At 69.1% G+C, this 21,088-nt stretch carries 23 protein-coding genes; 13 read left to right on the plus strand and 10 right to left on the minus strand.

Annotation, left to right across the window (positions count from 1 at the left end; all coding sequences use genetic code 11):
- Positions 1-258 precede the first annotated feature (258 nt).
- Both AB0M08_RS44695 and AB0M08_RS44700 read left to right on the plus strand, forming a co-directional pair.
- Positions 259-1,443 carry a hypothetical protein gene (locus tag AB0M08_RS44695; RefSeq protein ID WP_364507588.1) on the plus strand — a complete coding sequence of 395 codons (1,185 nt, stop codon included), beginning with the start codon at positions 259-261 and terminating at the stop codon, positions 1,441-1,443.
- Positions 1,440-2,567 (plus strand): nucleotide disphospho-sugar-binding domain-containing protein, encoded by a 1,128-nt coding sequence (locus AB0M08_RS44700; RefSeq protein WP_364507591.1) that lies wholly within the window; start codon positions 1,440-1,442, stop codon positions 2,565-2,567. The genes AB0M08_RS44695 and AB0M08_RS44700 overlap by 4 nt, the downstream gene beginning before the upstream one ends.
- Here AB0M08_RS44700 and AB0M08_RS44705 read toward each other — a convergent pair.
- On the minus strand, positions 2,533-3,027 hold the full coding sequence (locus AB0M08_RS44705) for a hypothetical protein (protein ID WP_364507594.1): 495 nt from the start codon (positions 3,025-3,027) through the stop codon (positions 2,533-2,535). The genes AB0M08_RS44700 and AB0M08_RS44705 overlap by 35 nt on opposite strands.
- A 77-nt stretch (positions 3,028-3,104) precedes the next feature.
- Here AB0M08_RS44705 and AB0M08_RS44710 point away from each other — a divergent pair, with 77 nt between their 5' ends.
- The 4 genes from AB0M08_RS44710 (at position 3,105) to AB0M08_RS44725 (ending at position 6,831) form a co-directional block, all read left to right on the plus strand.
- The gene (locus AB0M08_RS44710) at positions 3,105-5,348 is read left to right on the plus strand and encodes a hypothetical protein (protein ID WP_364507597.1); all 2,244 of its coding nucleotides are present in this window, start codon (positions 3,105-3,107) and stop codon (positions 5,346-5,348) included.
- A 163-nt stretch (positions 5,349-5,511) separates the two neighbouring features.
- On the plus strand, positions 5,512-5,895 hold the full coding sequence (locus AB0M08_RS44715) for a 3'-5' exonuclease (protein ID WP_364507600.1): 384 nt from the start codon (positions 5,512-5,514) through the stop codon (positions 5,893-5,895).
- A 133-nt stretch (positions 5,896-6,028) separates the two neighbouring features.
- The gene (locus tag AB0M08_RS44720; protein ID WP_364507602.1) at positions 6,029-6,355 is read left to right on the plus strand and encodes an AbrB/MazE/SpoVT family DNA-binding domain-containing protein; all 327 of its coding nucleotides are present in this window, start codon (positions 6,029-6,031) and stop codon (positions 6,353-6,355) included.
- Positions 6,352-6,831, plus strand: a complete 480-nt coding sequence (locus tag AB0M08_RS44725) for a PIN domain-containing protein (RefSeq protein ID WP_364507604.1) — start codon at positions 6,352-6,354, stop codon at positions 6,829-6,831. The genes AB0M08_RS44720 and AB0M08_RS44725 overlap by 4 nt, the downstream gene beginning before the upstream one ends.
- Before the next feature lie 549 nt (positions 6,832-7,380).
- Here AB0M08_RS44725 and AB0M08_RS44730 read toward each other — a convergent pair.
- Positions 7,381-8,505 (minus strand): ISAs1 family transposase, encoded by a 1,125-nt coding sequence (locus tag AB0M08_RS44730; protein ID WP_364507606.1) that lies wholly within the window; start codon positions 8,503-8,505, stop codon positions 7,381-7,383.
- Positions 8,506-9,144: 639 nt separating this feature from the next.
- Between AB0M08_RS44730 and AB0M08_RS44735 the strand changes: the two genes are divergently transcribed.
- Genes AB0M08_RS44735 through AB0M08_RS44745 form a run of 3 tightly spaced genes read left to right on the plus strand, consistent with a single transcriptional unit; the run spans position 9,145 to position 12,157 of the window.
- Positions 9,145-10,206, plus strand: a complete 1,062-nt coding sequence (locus tag AB0M08_RS44735; protein ID WP_364507608.1) for a site-specific integrase — start codon at positions 9,145-9,147, stop codon at positions 10,204-10,206.
- 1 nt (position 10,207) lies between these two features.
- The gene (locus tag AB0M08_RS44740) at positions 10,208-10,540 is read left to right on the plus strand and encodes a helix-turn-helix transcriptional regulator (RefSeq protein WP_364507611.1); all 333 of its coding nucleotides are present in this window, start codon (positions 10,208-10,210) and stop codon (positions 10,538-10,540) included.
- Between the two features lie 3 nt (positions 10,541-10,543).
- On the plus strand, positions 10,544-12,157 hold the full coding sequence (locus tag AB0M08_RS44745) for an integrase (RefSeq protein ID WP_364507614.1): 1,614 nt from the start codon (positions 10,544-10,546) through the stop codon (positions 12,155-12,157).
- Between the two features lie 30 nt (positions 12,158-12,187).
- Here AB0M08_RS44745 and deoC read toward each other — a convergent pair whose 3' ends face one another.
- Together deoC and AB0M08_RS44755 are read right to left on the minus strand one after the other, a co-directional pair.
- The gene (deoC, locus tag AB0M08_RS44750; protein WP_364507617.1) at positions 12,188-12,892 is read right to left on the minus strand and encodes a deoxyribose-phosphate aldolase; all 705 of its coding nucleotides are present in this window, start codon (positions 12,890-12,892) and stop codon (positions 12,188-12,190) included.
- Positions 12,889-13,617, minus strand: a complete 729-nt coding sequence (locus AB0M08_RS44755) for a GntR family transcriptional regulator (RefSeq protein WP_364507619.1) — start codon at positions 13,615-13,617, stop codon at positions 12,889-12,891. The genes deoC and AB0M08_RS44755 overlap by 4 nt, the downstream gene beginning before the upstream one ends.
- Before the next feature lie 331 nt (positions 13,618-13,948).
- Here AB0M08_RS44755 and AB0M08_RS44760 point away from each other — a divergent pair, with 331 nt between their 5' ends.
- Both AB0M08_RS44760 and AB0M08_RS44765 read left to right on the plus strand, forming a co-directional pair.
- The gene (locus AB0M08_RS44760; RefSeq protein ID WP_364507621.1) at positions 13,949-14,500 is read left to right on the plus strand and encodes a GAF domain-containing protein; all 552 of its coding nucleotides are present in this window, start codon (positions 13,949-13,951) and stop codon (positions 14,498-14,500) included.
- 6 nt (positions 14,501-14,506) lie between these two features.
- Positions 14,507-15,289 (plus strand): HAMP domain-containing sensor histidine kinase, encoded by a 783-nt coding sequence (locus AB0M08_RS44765; protein ID WP_364507623.1) that lies wholly within the window; start codon positions 14,507-14,509, stop codon positions 15,287-15,289.
- On the opposite strand, the gene AB0M08_RS44770 is transcribed toward AB0M08_RS44765, so the two are convergent.
- The 5 genes from AB0M08_RS44770 to AB0M08_RS44790 form a co-directional block, all read right to left on the minus strand.
- Positions 15,209-15,541, minus strand: a complete 333-nt coding sequence (locus AB0M08_RS44770; protein WP_364507626.1) for an STAS domain-containing protein — start codon at positions 15,539-15,541, stop codon at positions 15,209-15,211. The two genes, AB0M08_RS44765 and AB0M08_RS44770, sit on opposite strands and share 81 nt — an antisense overlap.
- A 197-nt stretch (positions 15,542-15,738) precedes the next feature.
- Positions 15,739-15,945: a hypothetical protein gene (locus AB0M08_RS44775; RefSeq protein ID WP_364507629.1), complete on the minus strand. Its 207-nt coding sequence runs from the start codon at positions 15,943-15,945 to the stop codon at positions 15,739-15,741.
- Positions 15,946-16,216: 271 nt separating this feature from the next.
- The gene (locus AB0M08_RS44780) at positions 16,217-17,446 is read right to left on the minus strand and encodes a SpoIIE family protein phosphatase (RefSeq protein WP_364507632.1); all 1,230 of its coding nucleotides are present in this window, start codon (positions 17,444-17,446) and stop codon (positions 16,217-16,219) included.
- 216 nt (positions 17,447-17,662) lie between these two features.
- A complete protein-coding gene (locus AB0M08_RS44785; protein WP_364507635.1) occupies positions 17,663-18,469 on the minus strand; it encodes a SigB/SigF/SigG family RNA polymerase sigma factor in 807 nt (268 codons plus the stop codon).
- Between the two features lie 300 nt (positions 18,470-18,769).
- On the minus strand, positions 18,770-19,429 hold the full coding sequence (locus tag AB0M08_RS44790; protein WP_364507638.1) for a hypothetical protein: 660 nt from the start codon (positions 19,427-19,429) through the stop codon (positions 18,770-18,772).
- A gap of 123 nt (positions 19,430-19,552) precedes the next feature.
- Between AB0M08_RS44790 and AB0M08_RS44795 the strand changes: the two genes are divergently transcribed.
- Both AB0M08_RS44795 and AB0M08_RS44800 read left to right on the plus strand, forming a co-directional pair.
- Positions 19,553-19,999: an Hsp20/alpha crystallin family protein gene (locus tag AB0M08_RS44795; protein ID WP_364507641.1), complete on the plus strand. Its 447-nt coding sequence runs from the start codon at positions 19,553-19,555 to the stop codon at positions 19,997-19,999.
- 64 nt (positions 20,000-20,063) lie between these two features.
- Positions 20,064-20,354 carry a hypothetical protein gene (locus AB0M08_RS44800; RefSeq protein ID WP_364507644.1) on the plus strand — a complete coding sequence of 97 codons (291 nt, stop codon included), beginning with the start codon at positions 20,064-20,066 and terminating at the stop codon, positions 20,352-20,354.
- 519 nt (positions 20,355-20,873) lie between these two features.
- Here AB0M08_RS44800 and AB0M08_RS44805 read toward each other — a convergent pair.
- Positions 20,874-21,088 (minus strand): hypothetical protein (locus AB0M08_RS44805; protein ID WP_364507646.1); only part of this gene is annotated, 215 nt, incomplete at its 5' end.

Here is a 21,088-nt window from a genome sequence, read left to right on the forward strand (position 1 = left end):
CCGTGAGCCGGGAGCCGGGAGCCGGGAGCCGGGAGCCGGGAGCCGGGAGCCGGGAGCCGGGAGCCGGGAGCCGGGAGCCGGGAGCCGGGAGCCGGGAGCCGGGAGCCGGGAGCCGGGAGCCGGGAGCCGGGAGCCGGGAGCCGGGAGCCGGGAGCCGGGAGCCGGGAGGTCTTCGGTCTTTCCCGGCATTGGCTGGTCTATGACGGTCAACCTGTCGCGGCCGCCTTCGTCCTGGGGCACGACGAACAACTCCGGAGGATGCGGGTCGTCGCGCCGGAAGCTGTCCCCGCCGCCGTCGTGGCCGGTGATCCCTGCTACGACCGACTGATCGCCAGCCGCCCCTTCCGGGCCGCCTACCGGCGTCGGCTGGGCATCACGGACAACCGGATGGTGGTGCTCGTCTCGTCGACGTGGTCGGCCAGTTCACTCTGGGGATCGTGGCCCGAGCTGATCGAACGGCTCGGCGCCGAGTTGCCGGCCGACACGTATCAACTGATGGCGGTACTGCACCCCAACGTCGTACAGGGCCATGGCGGGTATCAGGTCCGTGCCTGGCTAGCCGGTGCCCTGCGCGCCGGATTGATCCTGATCCCGCCGGAACACGGCTGGCAAGCCGGGCTGATCGCGGCCGACATGGTGATCGGCGACCACGGTTCGGTCACCGCGTACGCCTCGGCACTGGGTAAAGCCGTCCTGTTAGGCGCTTTTCCGGATGACGAGGTTGCACCGGGAACCGCCGTACACGAACTCGGGCGACTCGCCGATCGGCTTGATCGCGAGACGCCCTTGCGCCCGCAGATTGAAAAGGCTTGGAACGAGCACCAGCCGTTCAGGTACGCCGAAGTGGCTCGCCTGGCAAGTTCCAGTCCGGGCGAAGCAGCCGATCGGATCCGCACGCTGTTCTACAACGTCCTCGGGCGCAGTGAACCTTGTGGTGAAGCGCTCACCCCGCCGTACTCCGGTACCGGACTCGCCCCGGCGGAAAGGCCGCGCCTAACGGCTGCGCTGGTCCACTGCGTGACAGATACCGCAGCCCAACTGATCACGCTGGAACGTTTCGCTGCCGAACCGAGATCACCGGGAACGGCCCGATCGGGCGTTCGGTCGCACCTCGCCGTACGGCACACCCATCCCGGACGCCGATTGCGCGAACGCGCGGAGGTCCTCACGGCGCCAGCGGACGAGATCAGCGACGTCGACACCTGGCTGAACGCGTCACTCGATGGCAAACCTCATCTACTCGCCGCAGTGACATCCGAACGGTTCGCCATACTCCGGCACCGCCGCTTCGGCGACATCGAGGCCGAAGCCGATGGGGACATCGGCGGAGAGATCATCGCGTCGGCGATGCTGGCGTGGCTGGACACCAAGCCGGTGCCGGATCAACCGATCACGGTCGCGGCCGGGCTTCGCCGGGTGCGCCTCCGCGTCCGCCGCCGATGACGGCATCCCTGCTGTTCGTGCCGTATTCAACGCCGGGACACGTCCATCCGATGCTGCCCGTGATGGCCGAACTGGTGGCAGCCGGGGTCACCGTGCGGGCACTGGTGGGAGACCGGTTCGCGCCCATGATCCGGGCGACCGGAGCTGCCGTGACGGTTTTGGAGGCGGTTCCGGACGTCTTCGTACCGGACGGATTCAGCGGCGCTGGACGTTTTCTGATCGACCGGTCCCGGCGTCCGTTACGCAACGTACGTGCAGCGGGACAACTGGCCCGGGAGCTGCGAACACACCGGCCTGATCTGACGGTCCTCGACCCGATGCTCGGCTGGGCCGACCGCGTGACCCGGCGAACCGGATTCCGGTCGGCGCTCTTCAATACCACCTTCGCCGACGGGCCATTGGTCCGCGCTGCCATCGGCCGCGGATCGGGCCGATACCTGCCGTCCGTGCGCCGTCACTCGCGGCCCGGCCGGCTTGTGCTGGCCCACACCCTGCTCGATCTTCAACCAGCGGCGGAGACGCTGCCCGCGTCCGTGCACCTGGTCGGTCCCCTGATCCGGAGCGACGAACCGGAAGTGCCGCCCGCCGAGAGGGACACTCCGCTGCTGTACGTTTCGCCGGGCACCGTCTTCAGCCGGGCACCGTCGTTCTTCCAGGGCCTCGGCGCAGCGTTCGAGGGGCGGCCATGGCAGGTCGTGGTCGCCACCGGGCCCATCGATCCCGCCCGGCTTCCCCCGATGCCCGCCAACGTACGAATGGCTCGCGACCTCCCGCAGCTGAGCATTCTCCGCCGGTGCTCTGTTTTCCTGACACATGCCGGAATGAACTCGGTGATGGAGGGACTGGCCGCCGGCGTGCCGATGGCGCTGATCCCACGATCAGCCGAGCAGCGCTTCATCGCCGACCAACTGGTCCGCCTCGGCGTCGGCGAATACGCCCTGCTCGATGGTCACGACCCGGCCCGGCTCTACGTCGGCATCACCGAACTGGCCGCCGACCCAGCGGTACGGGCAGCCGCCGTAGCCTGGCGTCACCAGCTCGCCGGTGTGGACGGCCCGGCCCGGGCTGCGGCGTTGCTGACGGCCGAGGCTACGAGGGAAAGTCCCAGCTGCCGCGTAGGTTGACGTCCCGGCGCGAGGCTGCTCCGAACGCCTCGATCGCCTCGGCGAAGGCGGCTCTGGCAACCTGAAACCGGCTGTCGGCACGCTCGTCCAGCTCACCGCCGACACCACGCAACGTGTCGCGGCGCAGGTCTTCGACCAGACTCGCGAACCCGGTCGCCTCACTCTCGACGCGACGCGCCGCGCGGATCACCTTGGATGTCCCTCGATAGCTGATCGCCCGGCCGAGACGACCGATCCGATCGACGAGCGGCCGGGCCTGCACCGGCGCCTCGGATCGGTCCGAGGACCACACCGCAAGGTCATAGAGATCCATGCAGGCGTTCCAGAATTCCAGGTATGCCGCGATGTTCGCCTCGTCCCGCATTCGGATCCGCTGGGCGCGGCCGGTGCCGAAGAGCGTGATCAACACACCGAGGAGACCGGCCACAGGCGCGGCCCACCACGTTTGTCCGGAGGTCATGTCAGGCACCGTACCTACGATCCGCACCGAAACTTTGTATGGTGCAACAGCGGTCGGCGTTCGCATGTGGAGGTTCAGTGGCCAATTCGGCGGCAACACACGTTCCGCACTCTCTGCCGCCCCGCCCGTCGATGGTCGACCGGCGCCCGGAGGTCGACGCCGCGCTGACGAGCGCCGCGGCCCGAGCACGCACGGAGTACGGCTGCCGGATGTGGTTCAGCGGCGAGGCCGGGGTCGGCAAGACCGCGCTGGCCCTCACCGTCGCCTACCGGCTAGCCGATCAGGGCACCGACGGCGAACTGTACGTCGACCTGCGTGGCTCCTCCGCTCACGAGGCCGCCGACGCGTTCGAGGTCCTCGGCATGTTCCTGCGCCAGCTCGGTATCGCCCGCGACGATCTGCCCGAGACCACCCCGAGCCGAGCCGCCCTGTTCCGCACGCTCACCGAGGACAAACGCATCATCCTCGTACTGGACGACGCCGGCGGGCCCGCCCACATCCGGGATCTGCTACCGAACTCGACAAAGGCCGTGGTCATCGCGACCAGCACCGTGGACCACCACGGAATCCTCAACGAGGACTTCGAGCCGTTTCGCACCGAGAGGCTCGATCCCGTCTTCTCCGCAGAGATGCTGACCCGACAGATCGGCGCCGACCGGGTGGCGGCCGAGCCGGATGCCGTCGGTCGGCTGACCGAAGCGTGCGGCCACCTGCCCCTCGGCATCCAGGTCGTGAGCGCGGAACTGCGCCGCAACCCACACCGTCGGCTGGCCGACCTCTCGGCCGCCCTGGAATCCGGCCTCGGCCTGCTGCGGCGCGGTGGCGCTGTGTCGTCGCCGCTGTTCACCCCGGTCAGCTCCGCTCTGCGATCGCTTCCGCCCGATGTCGCGCGAGCGGCCCTGACGTTGTCGCTGCACCAGGGCCCGACGCTGCGGACACGGGTCGCCGCGGCCATGCTCGGCGATACGCCGGACAACACTGGTGCCGTACTCGGGGATCTGGTCCGTGCCGCTCTGTTACAGCAGACACAGGACGGCGGATATCGATTCCGGCCGCTCGTCGCCTGGTTCCTGGAGAACCGGGCCGAGACTGAGCTGCTGCACCCGGTGCGGGCAGCTGCGATCCAGGCCATGGTCACCGAACGCCTCATCTGGACGGCCGGGCTGGCCCGGGCGCTGTGGCCAGACCGCCCGTGGTTCGGCGACGTGTTCGCCACGGTCCCGCCCGCCTTCCCACCAGCCGCGTGGGAACGTGCCGCCGACGAGATCGACCGGGAGTACGACAACATCAAGGCTGCCGTGTCCGCGGCGCTCCGGCATGGACTGCTGACCGACTGCGTTCAGCTCGCGCTGGCCGTCAAGCAGTGGGGCTACGAGACCGGCCGGATCGCCGATCTGGTCGAGGTCATGGATCAGGCGGCGACGGCCGCCGAGGCCCTCGGCGACCCTGCCCTCGCCGCCCAGGTGTACAAGGAACTGGGCACCGCGTACGAGGCGGACGGACGGTTCGACGACGCTGTCGACGCGTTCGGCCGATCCGTCGAACTGGCTCGGATGGCGGGTGATCTGATCACCGTCGCCAGCGGCCTGGAATGGCACGGCATCGTCGCCGGCGAACGCGGCGACTTCGACGGCGCGCGAACCTGGCTGCTCGCCGCTCGGGCGGTCGTCCAGGCGGTCGATTACCCCGCCGACCGCCGCGCCCGAGCCGATGCCCTGCTGTCGATGCATCTCGGGCGCATCCTCGCCGCGATGAACAGTCACGCCGAGGCCGAGCGCGAGGCCTCGGCTGCCCTGCGTTACTTCACCGAGCACCGCGAGCGGGGCAACGTTCTGCGCACCGCCTTGGTACTGAATGACGCCATCGTTCCTCCCGGCCGCACACCGGAGGCCGCCGAGCGGCTCCGGCACGCCCTCGCAGACGCCGACAGCCGCCTGCTGCGGCCCCAGCAGATGCGGGCGTGGCAGGCGGTAGCCGACGCTGAACGCGCCACCGGGAACCCTCAAGCGGCGCTGCTCGCGCTGGCACACGCCGCCGAACTGGCCCGCCTGCTCTCACTGGTGACCGACGAGGTCGATGTTCTGCTGAACGAGGCCGCCCTGCATCACGATCTCGGCGATTCAGCACAGGCCGCCCACCGATTGCATACCGCTCGAGCGCGCGTCATCGCCGCTCTCGGCCCGGGAACCACGCGCACAGACATTCTTCTCAATGTCGCAACCGCTTACGAATCGGTCGGCGACCCGACGGCAGCCGCGAAGTGCCGTACAGAGGCGACCAACGCACACCGACAGCCGCCCATCACCTGGCCCGTCCGGTAACTCCGTGCCAGCCATGCATCTAAGGTCCTGATCGTCGAAGCGGGCTGATCGCGCCGAGCATCTGCGCGAAAACTGCCGGTCGAATCCGGCATCGGCCTCTGCCGCCAGGATGCATAACTGCTCCGCGGTATTTCGGCCACAGTTCGTGGCAGCGTCGATGTCGATGAAGTCCCGCACGGCGGCTCGGTTTCCTGCTCGACGAGTGGGAACAGGTCATCCTCGGGCAGGCGCTGCGAAGCCGGTCGGCCTGACCTGCGCCGGGATCACCAAGGACGGACCGCGCGGCGACGGCGAGATTCACATGGGCACCATGCACCGGTTCAAAGGTCTCGAATACCAGCGGCTGGCGATCATCGGCGTACGCAAGGGTGCGATCCCTCGCCCATACATCGAGCGCTACCGCCGGTCCGACCCGCAACGCTACGAACACGAGCAGCGCAAGGCCCGGTCATTGCTGTTTGTAGCCGCGACCCGAGTCCGCGACGTTCTCGCCGTCAGCTGGCACGGAACACCCAGCCAAATCTTGGACCCAGTGATCACTTACTGACACCCCATGCCTGCTGAGCCGCGCAGGCAAACCCGCATGGCAGACTTGCTTCCATCTGCCAATCCCGGCACAGAATGCCATGACTGGCCGGATGTGACAGTATGGCGGTAGGCTGGCATGCGAGGAGGTCGGTATGGCGAAGGTTTTGGAAGGTCGGCTCTCAAAGGAAGGCCGGGTTGTCATCCCCGCGGACATCCGGCAGGCGCTGGGCCTGGCTGAGGGTGATCGGGTGCAGTTTGTCGTCGAGGACAGCGGCGCCGTTCACCTGACCACTCAGCGCGCGCTGGCAGAGGCCGTATGGGCGCAGAACTCCCGCGTGGTCGACGACGTCGACGATGACGATCGCGACCGTGAGAGCAGCACGGACGCCGCCCGTGTCGCGCGCTGGTTCGACAACGAGGATGAGGACACGGCGTCGATGCCGGGCGATGAGCTGCTGACGCAGCTGTTTACCAAGTGAGTCGGAGGGCCGCTGGGCCGCTGGTCCTTGACGCGTCAGTGATGACCGCATGGATTCTGCAACAGAGCCAGCGGTGGCAGCGGGTCGATCGACTATTCCAGGCGCCTCCCACCGGCCTCGTTGCGCCGGTGCCGGCCCTGGCTGAGGCCATGTACGTCGCCCGGCGTCACGGCAACGGTGCCAGCTACCAACAGCTTCTCGCGGCTTTGACGAGTTTCGGGATCCGGATCGAGCCCAGCACCGAAGCTGATGCGCTCTGGGCCGCTGACCGAATCGCCGAGTCGGAGGCCAACCCGGCCATCTGGACGACCTCGCGGGGTGTCCAGCGCGGCCCCAGTACGTTGTCGCTCGGTGACGGCCTCGTTCTTGCAACGGCACACCGCCTGGGGACCATCGCTCTGACATTCGACGAGGCATGGGCGTACTTCCCCACGATGAAGTTGCCGTCGGCGAGCGCTTGGAAGCTGCCCACCTGAACTGAATCTCAGTTCCACGATCTCCGACGGTCGTCGGCATGCGCAAGGGCACGATCCGCGCCCCGACATCGAGCGCTACCGCCGCTCCGCCGGCCCGGCCAGGAGCCGGGCCGACGGACCTGATTCAACGGCTGCCGCTGAGGCGCGGTAGTGCCCTGCACCTCTCCGGGCTGACGGCCCGCCCGATTCGGCCTTCGATCCGGCGGACCTCGAGCGTCGTGGTCTCGTCCGTGAGCGGAACGAGGTAGACGGTTGACCAGTCGAGGGTCTTGGACATGTCCGCGAGATGCCGGGCGAACCGTGCACGGACGCCAACCGTGGTGGAGCCGACATAGAGGACACGGCCCGACCATGCGCAAACCAGGTAGACCGCATTTCGCGCAGGGACCGGAACCGCTAAATCAAACGGGTAGGGGCCAGCCGTCCCGGCAGGATGGAGCCGATCGCCGGCATAGGCTGCCAACGACGCGAGCCTCTCACGGTTCATGGAGCGGTCTCGACGTCGCCGTCCGAATCCTCGTCGCCCCACGACTCACGGCCGTTTCAACATCATCCGGTGAGGCCGAGGATGGTGAATGGCCTGGTCATGTTCCGGTTGGCCCAGCGGGTGGCTTCGGTGATGTCGGTTCGGCCGGCCAGGCGTAGCGCGTTGATCGCGAGGTTTCGTAGTGAGGCCAGGACGCGGGGGCCGGAGCGGGTGCGCATGTGGGAGTGGTCCCCGCGGTAGCAGGTGTCCCTGATGAAGTGCAGGGACTCGATGGCCCACTGGCCACGGTTGAACGCGGCGATCTCGGCTGGTCCGGTGGTCTCGGCGGGGTGGCTGGTGATGCCGGGTTGCGCTGCGGCGGACTGCTTGCCGTCACTTGCGGTGACGTAACGTTCGATCAGCCAGACTTGGTTGACGTGGGGAAACGGCAGGCCGGATGGGGCGGGCAGGACGCGGATGGTCCGGTGGGTGGTGCGGCCGTGGCCGGTCTCGGTGTTCTCGTAGCCGATCGGGGTGCCGGCCCAGGGCAGGGCGTCGAGGGTGTTGAACAGGGCGGCTCGGTTCTCTTTGACCGGCAGCACGAAGTGCCTGCCTTGCTGGTGGATGAGTTGCGCGGTGGCTTTCACGGTGTGCAGCGCGTCGGCGGTGACGGTCACGTCATGCAGATCGAGGGTCTCGAGGACGGCGCGGGCGGTTTCGGGTTCGCGGGTCTTGGCGCCGTCGGTCGGTGCCTGGGCGATGGTGACTGCGGCCGGGTCCGGGCCGGGCGAGCCGGTCAGGGCGGACAGCAGATGCAGTTGTTCGCCGTCGGCGTTGACGGCGCCGCGTAGGGTTTTGCCGTCCAGGCGTACCTGCACTGGTGTATCGGTGCTGATGGGAGCCTGTGTGCCGGCGTGCTGGGTGGTGGTCCACTCGGCGATCACCGCGTCCAGGACGTCGCCGTCGGTGTCGGTGCAGACCCGCCACAATGTGGAACGCGACGGCCGTCCCGCAGGCCGGGCCTCCGCTCGCAGATACCGGTCGTCGAGGACGTCGGTGGGTACGTCGGTGATCCAGCCGCTGATCGCGGTGTAGCCCTTCAGCCCGGCGACCGTGGCCGCTGCGACCAGCGCGAGCACGACCGCGACCGGATGATCACGGCCCTGGTCGGAGCGGCCGTCGGAAACGGCGAGCAGAAGGTCGAGCAAACCGTGACACGAACGCGTGAACGAGGCGTCCCCGGACAGCGGCACGGGCGACGGATCGGTGATGAGGATGGCAGACTGCGGCACGACGAAGCTCCGGGCGGGACAGATCCTTGAACAAGACCTGGTCTTAACGGAGCTTCGTCCCTATTCGACACGCGACCTGGTGACCGTTACCCATCGTCATGATGATGTTGAAACGGCCGTGGCCGACGATCTGCCACCCGTACCACGAAATGGACGAGGCGGCCGTACATGTGCTCGTCGACCCTGCGGCAACAAGCCAGGCAGGGCGCTCAACAGCGTCGATGGCGCTCGCAAATCCGGTCGTCGCGGGCTCGCCGGCCGAAGCTTCCAGCTATCGGACGACGGCAGGTGGTGCGCGGTGTATCAGTACGACGGAGGCTAAAGAAGTCGCCGCCGGGTTCCGGGGTCTTTCCCCGTTCGGGCCGACGGGATCACGGCGCGCTGTAGTCCGACATCACCTGAGTTCGGGGTGGCTGTCGGGGTCGTAGGGATGCCTGACCTTGTTGATCTCGCGATGCGAGCCTGTGATTGCAAACTGAATCCTCTTCAGAAATGCTGAAGCCACATCGGACAGTCCGATGTGGCTTCGGGTGATGTGAAGGTGGGGGTCTCGGGTTGGGGCTGGCAGTCGTCCGGGATCTCCGCGACCGGCGGGCGCCGGCGACGGCCGAGGAGCTGGCGGACTTCGAGGTAGATGTGCTTGCCGGGTTCGTGTTGGCACGGGCCTCAGCGGGGTTGACCGACGGGACCGTGCGCTGCGACGTGAGCCAGTTGGAGCAGATCCGGGACTGGTTCGGCCGACCGCTGTGGGAGATGGATCCGACCGACGCGGACGAGTACTTCGGCCGGGTGCTCCGCGGCGCGACCTCCGGCACGCGGCTCGCGAGGTCACAGGCGCTGCGGACGTACTTCGCGTTCCTGGAGCTGCGGTTCCAGGCGCAGATGCACACGCTGACCGGGCGGGTGGTGACCTGCCCGATCGACGAGGTCAACCGGCCGCGCGGGCGCAAGGACGCCATGCTGCGGATCCCGCCGGACGAGGCGGAGATCCAGACCTTGTTCTCCGCCTGGGCGGCAGGGCTGGCGTCCTGCCGCAAGTTCGCGCCGACGGCCCGCAACTACACGGCCGCACGGCTGATGGCCGATGTCGGGTTGCGGGTCAACGAGGCCCGCAACCTGGACCTCGACGACATCAAGTGGGGTCTCGGCCCGTTCGGCAAACTCCACGTCCGCATCGGGAAGGGCTCGAACGGATCCGGCCCGCGCGAACGCATGGTGCCGCTGATCAACGACGCGGGACGCACGCTGCGCTGGTACATCGAGGACGTGTGGGCCCAGTTCGGCGGCGACCACCGGTCGCCGCGGGCCCCGCTGTTCCCGTCCGAGCGGCGATCGCTCGCCAGAGTCGGCTACGAACCGCTGCGCGCCGGTCTGGCAACGGCGGTTGCTGAATATCTGCCCGCCTGGTCGGAGAAGCTGACACCCCATGTGCTGCGGCACTACTGCGCGTCACAGATGTACCTGAACGGCGTCGATCTGATCGCGATCCAGGAGCTGCTGGGCCATGCCTGGGTCGCCACGACGATGAAGTACGTTCACGTGCACCGGACCCGCATCGAGCAGGCGTGGCTCGACGGGCAACGCCGCGCCGCGCGACGACTGGAAGGGCTCGCCTGAAATGCGCTGGAACATGCGCCTGGTCGCGGCGCAGCGCGGCATCTGGAAAGCGTCCGACCTGCTGCGGCTGTTCGCCGAGCACGGCTTGGTCATCTCGGCCGGGAAGATGTCCGGCCTGTGGTCCGGTAAACCGGTCACGATCAAGCTCGCCGACCTCGACGTCATCTGCGTAGCGCTCGGCTGTCGGGTCGGTGACCTGCTGATTCCTGAACCGGAGATGGTGGCGCGGCCAGGTCAGGAGACCGCCAGACCGGCTGCGGACGCCACCACGCCCACCGACGTCCGTGCCGTGGTCCCGCGGCGGCGCGACGGCCGCTCGTTGCCGCCGCTCTGATCGGTGGGCGCCCGCGATCACGACGGCACCTGGACGCCGCGCACGATCACCAGTTGTGTGGGCTGCCTGGCCTGGGGCCTGACCTACGCCCAGGGCGTCTGCCTGGCCTGCTACAACTTCGCCGCCCCGTCCAGAGGACACCTCGTCGGCGCGTGCGCGGCCTGCAATCGGACGACCAGGCTGAAGAAGGACTACTGCCGGCTGTGTTGGTGCCAGGCCCGTGACGAGCGCGAACACCTGGCCGAAGACGCCCGGTCAGCGGTCGTGCTGGCCCCGTACCTCGACGGCATCCGCTGGCAGCAACTGTTCCTGAGCATCAGCGACCGCCGGTTGCCGCCGCCACGCACGGCCCCGCGCCGTTACGGCGTCAAAGGCCGCCCGCGCAAGCAGGCCCCGCCTCCCGCAGCCCGACCGGTGAGCACCTGGCAGCAACCGGCGCTGCTGCCGCCGGGCCCGCGCGACTGCCTGAACGCGGTCATCGACCTGCGCACCGGGCCGCCGCCGGACAACCCGTGGCTGGCCTGGGCACTACACCTCGCCCACACCACCGCCGAGGCGCGCGGCTGGCGACCCACCGCGCAACGCGCCATGCAGCGGGTCCTTGTCCGGCTGTTCGCCGACTACCGCGAACCGGACCGCATCCGGGCCAGCGACCTCGGTCCCCTCACCGCCCAGTACTTCATCAACGTCGACCACGTGATCGAGATCCTCGCGGCGATGGATGTCCTCCAGGACGATCGCCCGGCCGCCCTGGAGAACCTGATGGCCGCCAAGGTGGCCGACCTTCCGGACGCCTGGCGTCACGACCTGCTCACCTGGGCACGCCTGCTGCGTGACGGAGGTCCTCGCCACCGACCCCGCGACCAGCAGACCGTCCGCGCCTACCTCGGCATCGCGGTAGATGCCGCCATGAACTGGCCGCAACGCGGCCACCTGCGCGAAGTCATCCGCGACGATGTCCTCACCTACCTCGGCACGCTCCGGGGAACGCGCAGGGAGAGCGCCGTTACCGCGCTACGCGCGCTGTTCCGGTGGGCCAGACAGCACAAGCTGATCTTCCGGAACCCGACCCACGCGATCTCGATTCCCGCCGTCCCGGACCCGATCTGGCAGCCGTTACGCGCTGATGAGATCACCGCCAGCGTCACCGCGGCGACCACCCCGCAGGCCAGGCTCTGCGTGATCCTCGCGGCCGTCCACGCCGCGAGGCCGGGTCAGATCCGTGCGTTGCACCTCGACGACGTCGATCTCGCCAAGCGGCGGATCACCATCGCCGGAAACAGCCGTCCGCTCGACGAGCTCACCACCCACGCCCTGCTCGACTGGCTGACCCACCGTCGCGAACGCTGGCCGGGCACGGCCAACCCGCACCTACTGGTCAGCGCAGCGAGCGCGCTGGGCCATGCCCCGGTCAGCGCGACCTGGATCCTGAACCTGCGGGGCCTACCGGGCACCCTCGAACGATTACGCATCGACCGCCAGCTCGAGGAAGCCATCACCGCCGACGCCGACCCGCTGCACCTGGCCGCCGTCTTCGGCTTCAGTGAAGGCACCGCGATCCGGTGGGCCACCAACGCGCGTCACCTGCTCAACGAGCCCTCCACCCGCGTCCCGTGATCCGGCCGCCTGTGCGCCTTGCCTGACTCGTCAGTAGCCGCCATCCGCTGCCGACGTCATGGCGGCCGAGAACTCGCCGCGCTCGCGGGCGGCGAAGTCGTCGAGGATGGCTTCGGTGGCGGTCGCGCCGAACCGGGTCGCGCCGGCCTCGTGCAACGTGAGCAGCGTGTCGAGACTGCGGACTCCACCGGCAGCCTTGACCTGGACGTGCGGGGACACGGCGGCGCGCATCAGCTGGATGTCGGCCAGAGTGGCGCCGCCCGGGGCGAACCCGGTGCTGGTCTTGACGAAGTGGGCGCCCGCCTGCTCGGTGACTCGGCAGCCGAGCGTCTTCTCCTCGTCGGTGAGGTAGGCGTTCTCCAGGATCACCTTGACCACCCGGCCGCCCGCGGCGGCGACGACTGCGGCGATGTCGTCGAGCACGTAGCCGGTGTCGCCATCGCGCAGCCGACCGATGTGCAGGACCATGTCGATCTCGTCCGCACCGGCCTCGACCAGCGCGCGAGTCTCGGCAGCCTTGATCGCAGTGCGGGCGTCGCCGTGCGGGAACCCGGCCACCGTCCCGACCAGGACCCCGGTGCCCGCCAGCGCGCCCGCCGCGAGTTCGACGTCAGACGGGCGGACGCAGACCGAGGCGACCTCGCGCCGAGCGGCGATCTCACAGCCGCGCCGGACGTCGTCGAGGGTCAGTTCGGGCCGCAGCAGCGAGTGGTCGATCATCTTGGCGATCTTCATCGGGTTTCTCCTGTTCGGGGTGGCTGCACGTCGAAGGTGACGTGCAGGTCGTAGCGTTCGCCGACGTAGCGGCTGACGGTGTACTCCAGCGGGGCCGAGTGCTGGTCCACGATGAGACGGGTCTCGACCAGCAGCGGCTCGTCCGCCGGGACGTGCAGCAGCTCTCCATCGGCGCCGGCCCGCTGCGCGGTCAGCCGCGACGAACCCAGCGTCGGCCGAAGACCCCTCTCATGCAGGGCACGGTGCAGCGAACCGACTTCCAGATCGAGGTCGAGCAAGGAGCTCAGATGCGAGGGGAAGCAGGCGTACTCGACGGCAAGCGGAACCTGATCCGCCAGCCGCACCCGCACGATCGAGACCACCTGCGGCGCCACCGCGGTCAACTGCAACGCCACAGCCTCCTCGGCAGACGCCGCCCGCACCTCCGCTTCCACCAGGCGTGACGCCGGAATACGGCCCCAGCTACGCACCTGGTCCTGGAAGCTCATCAACGTCCCAGCGGCACGCGGCTCGGGCCGCTGCCGCACGAACGTGCCACGCCCCTGGATCCGCTCGATAAGACCGTCGGACTCCAGGGCGTTGAGCGCCGCCCGCACGGTCATCCGGGCGACCCCGAACTCCTCAGCCAGCACCGACTCCGCAGGCACCACGTCACCCGGCCGCGCGCGGGCCAGGCGGGTCCGCAACTCGCGTTCGATGCGTACGTACAACGGCGCCTTAGCCATCAGTCCTCCAGGTCGTCTAGACAACCTAGAAGATGGCACGAGCCCGTGGCCATCGTCAACCAGACCGTGAGCCACCGCACCAGCTAGAAGCCCAGATGATCGACCGCTAGCCGGTACGACTCGACCCGCTCACGAGGATCGCCGCACGCGACGGATGGCGCCCCTTCCCCGCCGATCGCTAACCGGCCAGGCCACCCTCACGAGCGCTACCTCGACCACCCCGGTCGCCTCGAACCCGGGTATCCAGGTGGCATGATGAGCCCATCGGACACCCGGGTTCGCCGCACGAACACCCGGGTTCGCCGGAACCCGCGGAACTTCAGGATTTCCTGTGCAGGAGAACTTTCTCGGGTACGCCGGAAAGGCGGGCATGCCGGTGGACGATGAGGACCGGGCCCGGGTGGCGGCGGCGAGTCAGGTACGGCGGGCGTTGTCGCCGCAGGGCGGGTGGCAGCCGATGATCGAGCGCCTGGTGCGGCTGGTTACCTTCGCCGCTGAAGCGCCGGTGGGGTTCGCCTCGCTGGTGACGTCCGGTCAGCACATGGTGCTGGCCGGTGAGGGCTTGGACGGGGTGCGGCCGGGTGATGATCTGCCGTTGCCGGCGCTGATGTGTCAGGAGCTGGCGGCTACCGGAGTGCCGTTGATCGTGGAGGACACCGCCGCCGATGGCCGGTTCCTCTGGTGCGATTCCGATCGGGTGGCCGCGTGTGCGGCGTTTCCGGTCCGGGATCGGGTCGGTGAGGTGGTCGCGGTGCTCGGGGCCGCCGCGCCATGGCCGGTCGTCTGGTCGCCCCGACAGCTGACGGCGATCGACACCGGGGCTCAGATGCTCGCCGACTGGCTCCTCGGGGCCACGTCGGTCGTGTCTCGGCTCCGGGCGTAGGCCGCGATGGCCGAACACCCTGCAGGATCGGCTGGGTATGGCCTGGACCAGTATCTACGGCGGGCCGGTCACGAGTTGCGGACCCCGTTGACCTCGATCGTCGCCTCCGCGAGCATCCTGGCGCTGTCCGCCGATCTGCCTGCCGAGGCAGGCCGGTTCGTGGAGGTGATCGCCCGCAACAGCCGCCGGCTGGCCGATGTCATCGACGCGTTGCTTGACCTGGCCGCCCTCGACCACGACGTGGCGGTGCTGCGGCCGGTCCGTCTCGATCTGGCCGACATGGTGCGCATGGCGGTGGCCGGGCTACCCGCGGACCGGCAGGTCAGCGTGAACCTGCCCGCTGTGCTGCCCCTCGATGCCGATGCTGGTCGGCTCGCACAGGTCCTCGCGGCCTTGCGGGACAACGCTGTCGCGTTCACCCGGCCCGGCGACAGCATCGCGGTCGGTCTCACCACGGTCGGCCCGTTCGCCGAGCTCGTCATCGCCGACACCGGGATCGGGGTGCCCGAGGAGGAGTTCCCGCTGGTGTTCGAGCCGTTGCACCGCAGTAGCCGGGCCGACGAGCAGCAGATCCCGGGTGTAGGTCTCGGTTTGCCGATCAGTCGGCGGATCGCCGAGCTGCATCACGGCACGCTCGATCTGCTACCGACGGCCGGCGGCGGGGTCGCGGCGGTGCTGTGCCTGCCGTTGCCGCAGGGGCCGGCCCGTTCAGACGGCGGGTTCGACGTGGCGCAGGCGGTGGGCGGGAACACCGGCGGCGCTGAGTCGCGCGGCGATGGCCGGGGTTGAGTGGTCGAGGAACACGGCGACGTGGTGGTCGTCGCCGAGGTGGCAGGCGGCGGCGAGGGTGCCCAGGTTGATCGGGTCGAGGTCACGCAGGTCGTCCAAATCGATGACCAGACGCAGCGGCCGCCGGCGACGGACCGCGTCCACGAGGGTCCGCTGCAGGGTGACGGCGTCACCGGCGTCGAGGACACCGTGGGGGTGGACGACGAGGGTCCCGTCGGGGAGGGTCTCGAGAGTGACTGTCGCGCTGCTCATTGCGCTGCCTTCCGTCATCCACGATTTGGCGGACGGTCAGGTTATGACCACCTGCCCGATACGTCGACCCGACCGCCAGGGGAGCCCGCTCTCTGCGCCCCGGCTGGACTGGCACATCTCCAGGGTGACCAGCTCGGCCATCGCCCACAACCGGAGTGCCGTATCAATACCCGAGTGAGCGAATCGCGCTGAATGATCTATACCGGACCCGGCACCGTGACGCTCGCCGGGTCCGGGCAGTGGGCGTGGACGACCCTCGCGAGGCGTTCCGCGCTGGCCGCGATCTGCAGGATCACCTCGAGGCGCTCGCCGGGCTCGATCGCGCGGGCGTCGGTCAACCGGCCGCGTAGCCGGTGCAGCTCGACGAGGTGAGCGTCGAGCGCGGTGACCACCTCCGCGTGCACCCTGACCTCCGCGACGACGCTGCGACGTTCTTCGTGCTCTCCGTACGGGTTGCCGGGCTCCGGGGCGGACCCCGGGTCAACGGTAGGCAGCCGTGCAGGTGCCCGGCCGGGACTTGGGCAGATCAGGTCTGCGCGGCGTCCCGGACCAGTCGCACTACCACGCCCCGCGGCCGGGCAGTGGGCCTGTCATCTGTGCTGCCGGTGGCGACGAAGGGCCGGGGCACTGACGCGTGCTTCGGGCGCGGCTGCTGGGGTTGTGCCCACCGTCTGCTCAGATGTTGCTGGTGTGAGTGATGTAGAGCAGTGCGGTGTCGTCGTTGTTCCTGGCGTCGTCGTGTTGGACGGCGGCGAGGAGGGTGTCGATGTATTCGACCGGGTCGGTGATGGCGGTGAGGTGTCCAGCGAGGTCGATGAAGCGTTCTTCGCCCAGGCGGGTGCCGTCGGCGGAGAAGCCTTCGAAGGCGCCGTCGGTGTAGAGCAGGAGCCCGGCGCCGGGTGGTAGCGCGATGGTGCTTTCGTGCCAGCGTCCGCGGCCGGGGAACATGCCCAGGCTCAGGCCGTTGCGGATGTCGGCCGGCCGGGCCGCTCCGGGGGTGATGATCAGGGGTGGTGGGTGTCCGGCGCTGGTGAGGACGATCTGATGGCGGTCGGCTTCGATGCGGGCGCCGCAGACGGTGGCGAACATGCCGTCGTGGGGGCGTTCGGCGACCAGGACGTCTTCGAGTAGCCGCATCCGTTCGGTTTTGGGGATGCCGGCCAGGGTGAGGGTGCGCCAGCCGACGCGCAGGGCGACGCCCATGGCGGCCTCGTCGGGGCCGCTGCCGCAGACGTCGCCGATCACCGCGTGGACCGCGCCGTCGGATGATTGCACGACGTCGTAGAAGTCGCCGCCGAGCAGGGAGCGTTGCCGGCCCGGTACGTAGCGGCTGACCAGCCGTACGGCGGGGTCGGCGAGGATGGGTTTGGGGAGCAGGCCGCGCTGGAGGCGGACGTTCTCGTTGGCCAGCAGACGGCTGTCGCGCAGGCCGCGTTCGGCGTTCTGGGCTCGTTTGCGGTGGATCGCGTACCGGATGGTGCGACCGAGGACGGTGTCGTCGATCTGACCTTTGACCAGGTAATCCTGGGCTCCGGCGGTGACCGCGGTCGCGGCGATGGCGGCGTTGTCGAGGCCGGTCAGCACCAGGACCGCGGTCTGCGGCCACCGGTCGAGGACCTGATGCAGCGCGTCGAGTCCCTGCGCGTCGGGCAGGTGCAGATCGAGCAGCACCGCGTCGGGAGCGTGCGACGCGCCGAGCGCCTGGCCCAGGGTGGTGGCCACGTCGAGATGAGCGGCGACGTCGCTGTCACCCAGGTATTCGCGGACCAGCAGAATATCGCCGGGGTCGTCCTCGATGAGCAGCAGCGTGTACCCGGACGAGAGCTGGTCGGTGCCGTCCGGATGCGGCGCCGCCACGCCACGGCGCTGTGGCTCCGCGCTCGTTCTGCGGTCAACGCTGGTCATCGGCGCTCCGGTCCTGAGCGGGCCGCCGCACTCGATCGGCGTCGTGTCACCGTCGCCTCCACCATCCGACGATGGGGCCAGTATGCCGCAATCTGCGGGTTACGGCCGAGGCCGGTTTCCCCTATCGAGGAGCACCCGGCAAAGGACGGACGGTGCGCCGATGCCGCGCCGTCGGCCATCGCGCCTCGCGGCACACCTGTCAGGCCGGCACCTAGGTCAGGCGGCGTCCGCGCCGATGTGACGGCGCATCTTGGTCAGAGCCCGGGCGAGCAGGCGGGAGACGTGCATCTGGGAGACGCCGACCTGCTCGGCGATCTCGGTCTGGGTGAGGTTGCCGTAGAACCGCAGTGTGATGATCTTCTGCTCGCGCTCGTCGAGGCAGGCCAGGGCCGGTCCGAGGGAGACGCGCAACTCGACGTGTTCGAAGCTGGTGTCCTGCTCGCCCAGGGTGTCGCCGAGCGTGGTGTTGCTCTCTGCGGTGACCGGAGTCGAAAGGCTGGTGGAGTTGTAGGCGCGGGCGCCCTCCAGGCCTTCGAGGACCTCTTCCTCGGAGATCTCGAGGTGGGCGGCGATGTCGGCCACCGTGGGGGAACGGTCCAGCGTGTGAGTGAGGGTGCTGTTGGCCGCGGTGATGGCCAGGCGTAGCTCCTGCAGCCGGCGCGGGACCCGGATCGACCAGGTGCGGTCGCGGAAGTGCCGCTTCAGCTCGCCGATAATGGTCGGGATGGCGAACCCGGCGAACTCCACACCGCGCTCGGCGTCGTACCGGTCGATGGCTTTGATCAGCCCGATCACGGCGACCTGCTGGAGATCGTCGTACGGCTCGTTGCGGCCCGAATAGCGGCGGGCCAGGTGACCGGCGAGCGGCAGCCACGCCTCGATCGCCTTAGCGCGCAGATCCGTCTTCGAGGGGCGCCCTGCCGGGAGGGCGGCCATGGCGTTCACCAGTTCGGTCCCCACGTCAGGACCCGTGGTGGCGTCGGCGGTGGTCTCGGACGGGGCGGAGACAGCAACGGCGGTCATGGCACTCCCTGCGCTCGCTGCCGGCTCAGGCAGGCAATCATCCGACGACGCGGTAATCCCGGGTCTGGAGTCGGCACCCGGGGAAACCGGTTGACGACTGTTTCCCGTGCCGGGGTGGCCGTAAACCCGCTCGATAGGGGTAGCGGTGGCGCTGTGCGCCGGCACTACGGCGGGTGGGACATTCTGGTGTTGATCAAGACTGGTCCTTGACCATGGGCAGTAGCCGCGAACGTGAGGGAACAGTGCGGGCGCTCACGTAATTGATCTGGGGTCGGCTCACGTTATTGGTCTGGCCTGGGTTTATGTGGTGTGCCCTGTGCGGCGTGGGTGTTGGCGGCGGATCTGGTCGGTGTGGCCGGTGATGGTGTCGATTTGCGCGGCGAGCTCGGGGTGGTCGGGCAGGTGTTGGTGGGTCGCGGCGAGGAGATCGGGCAGGGCGGTCGCGTCGGTGTCGCCGAGGGCGTGGTGTAGCTGGGCGAGGTCGGTGGTGGCGGCGGCGTCGAGGTCGGTCAGGGCGGTGATCTGGCCGGCGAGGCGGCGTAGGTCGGCGGCGTTGTTGTTGGCCCATTGGTCGACGGCGCGGTTGCCAGCACGGCGGTCGCGTTCGGCTTGCACGCGCTCGTCGCGGGTGGCGTCCGGTTGGCCGGCGGGGCCGGCGGTGCTGCGCAGGTAGCGGCGTTCGGCGGCTTGGCGGCTGGCCACTCCCAGGGCGGGCGCGAGGGCTTGCCAGGAGATCCCGGCGGCGCGGGCGGCGGCGATCAGCACGGGTTCGAGGCCGGCCAGTTCGATCTGGGCTCGGCGCAGCAGGACCAGGGCGTCGAGCAGGTCGGCGCTGCTGGTCGGGTTGTCGGCGGCGGGCTGCGCAACCGCCCGCGCGGTGGCGGCGACCGCGGCGACGACGTCGGCGAGATCGTGGCGTTCGGGCGGTGGGCCTGTGCTGGTGGCGGGCGTGTCGGGCATGCGTCCCCTTCCAGTCTCGCGTCATCTTTTCGATGACCAACTGCTTGTCATCGCTGCGATGACGTGTTAGAAACACGGTATCGCGCATTGACCATCAAGTCGAGACCGCAGGAGGTGGAAACCATGTTGATGCGCAGCGAACCCTTCACCGAGGTCAACCGGCTCGCCCAGCAGCTGTTCGGGGTGCCGTCGACCGGGACCTGGTCACGTCCGACGGCGATGCCTGCCGACGCGTATCGCAACGGCGACGAGTTCGTGCTCGCGTTCGACCTGCCCGGGGTCGACGCCGACGCGATCGACATCGACGTGGAACGCAACGTGCTGACCGTCCGCGCCGAGCGCCGCCCGATCGACCTGGGCGAGCAGGCCACGGTCCAGCTGAGCGAACGCCCGCTGGGAGTGTTCTCCCGGCAGTTGTTCCTCGGCGACGCGCTGGACACCGACCACATCGACGCCGCCTATGACAACGGGGTGCTGGTGGTGCGGATCCCGATCGCGGAGAAGGCCAAGCCCCGCAAGATCAGCGTGGCCGGCCGCGACCACACCGAACAGAAGGTGATTACCGGCTGATCTGGCGGTTCGCCAGGCCAGCTCCCTCCCCAGTAAGAACCGGACGTGGCGGGTGGTGACCGGCATGACCAACGATCCCGTAGCGCAGGCGGGTACCGCGTTGTCCCCCGAGTGGGACCGCGGCTTCGACGAAGCGTTCACCGAACTCATCTGTGGCGACCCCGACCTGGTCCGCGCCGAGTTCGACGCCCTGATCGGCGCCAGCTTCGACGAACCGCCGCCCCCGGCACCACCCGCCCCGTCCGCCGCCCAGCCGGCACCCTGCCCGCCGCAACCGGACACCTCGCCGACACCAGCGGCAAACGACGGGCGCCCGCCCGGCGCCATCGGCAACAACCCACGATCACCGCCCTGAACCTCCCAGTAGCGAGGGCCCGGCCCGGCGGAAGTACCCCGCCCCGGACATCGTCAGCTCCCCCGAACGGCCGGCACGTCCCCGAGCCGGATCCCACCTCCCCACCGCGCCCTTGGGCCGACACGGCGAACGAGAAAGGAGGGTAGAACGCGATACCAAGATCGAGATCGAGCACGCGGCCCCAGCCGCCAAACCCGGACGCGATAGCTCGGTGGACAAGCCGATGCCGAGGAGGGTCGACGCTGTCTTCCTCGGCATCGGCTGATCGGCGCCAGCTGCATCGCATGGTCGATGGCCACGGCTCGTCGATCGCCGCCGGTTCGCCCGGCCCCGTCTCGCCTGCTAGAAGGGCGGCTGTCCGGTTTCGGGGGTGCGTGGTTTTTTGGTTGCGGTGTCCATTCGTCGATGTCGTCGGGCCAGGGAGCGACGCGGCCTTGGTCGTCCCAGAAGCCGGTTTCGATGTTGTCGGCGAACAGGGCGGCGTTGCCGAAGCTGGGTATCGGTCAGATGCGGGAACCACTACTTGACCAGCGGTTCCCAGTCCGCCTGGCTCAACGGCGGTGTCCCACCCGGCACGAACCCCGCCGCGATCGCCGGCTCGACATACCGCCGGATCGTTCCCCGAGCCACACCCAGCGAGGTGGAGTCCCTGATAGTGGTGTAACGCGGTTGGCGTGATCGTCGGACATCCTGTCCGGCATAGAACGCGGCCATCGCGTGATCTTTCGAGCGAA

This window comes from Actinoplanes sp. NPDC051851 (assembly GCF_040681165.1).
Taxonomy (GTDB): domain Bacteria; phylum Actinomycetota; class Actinomycetes; order Mycobacteriales; family Micromonosporaceae; genus Actinoplanes.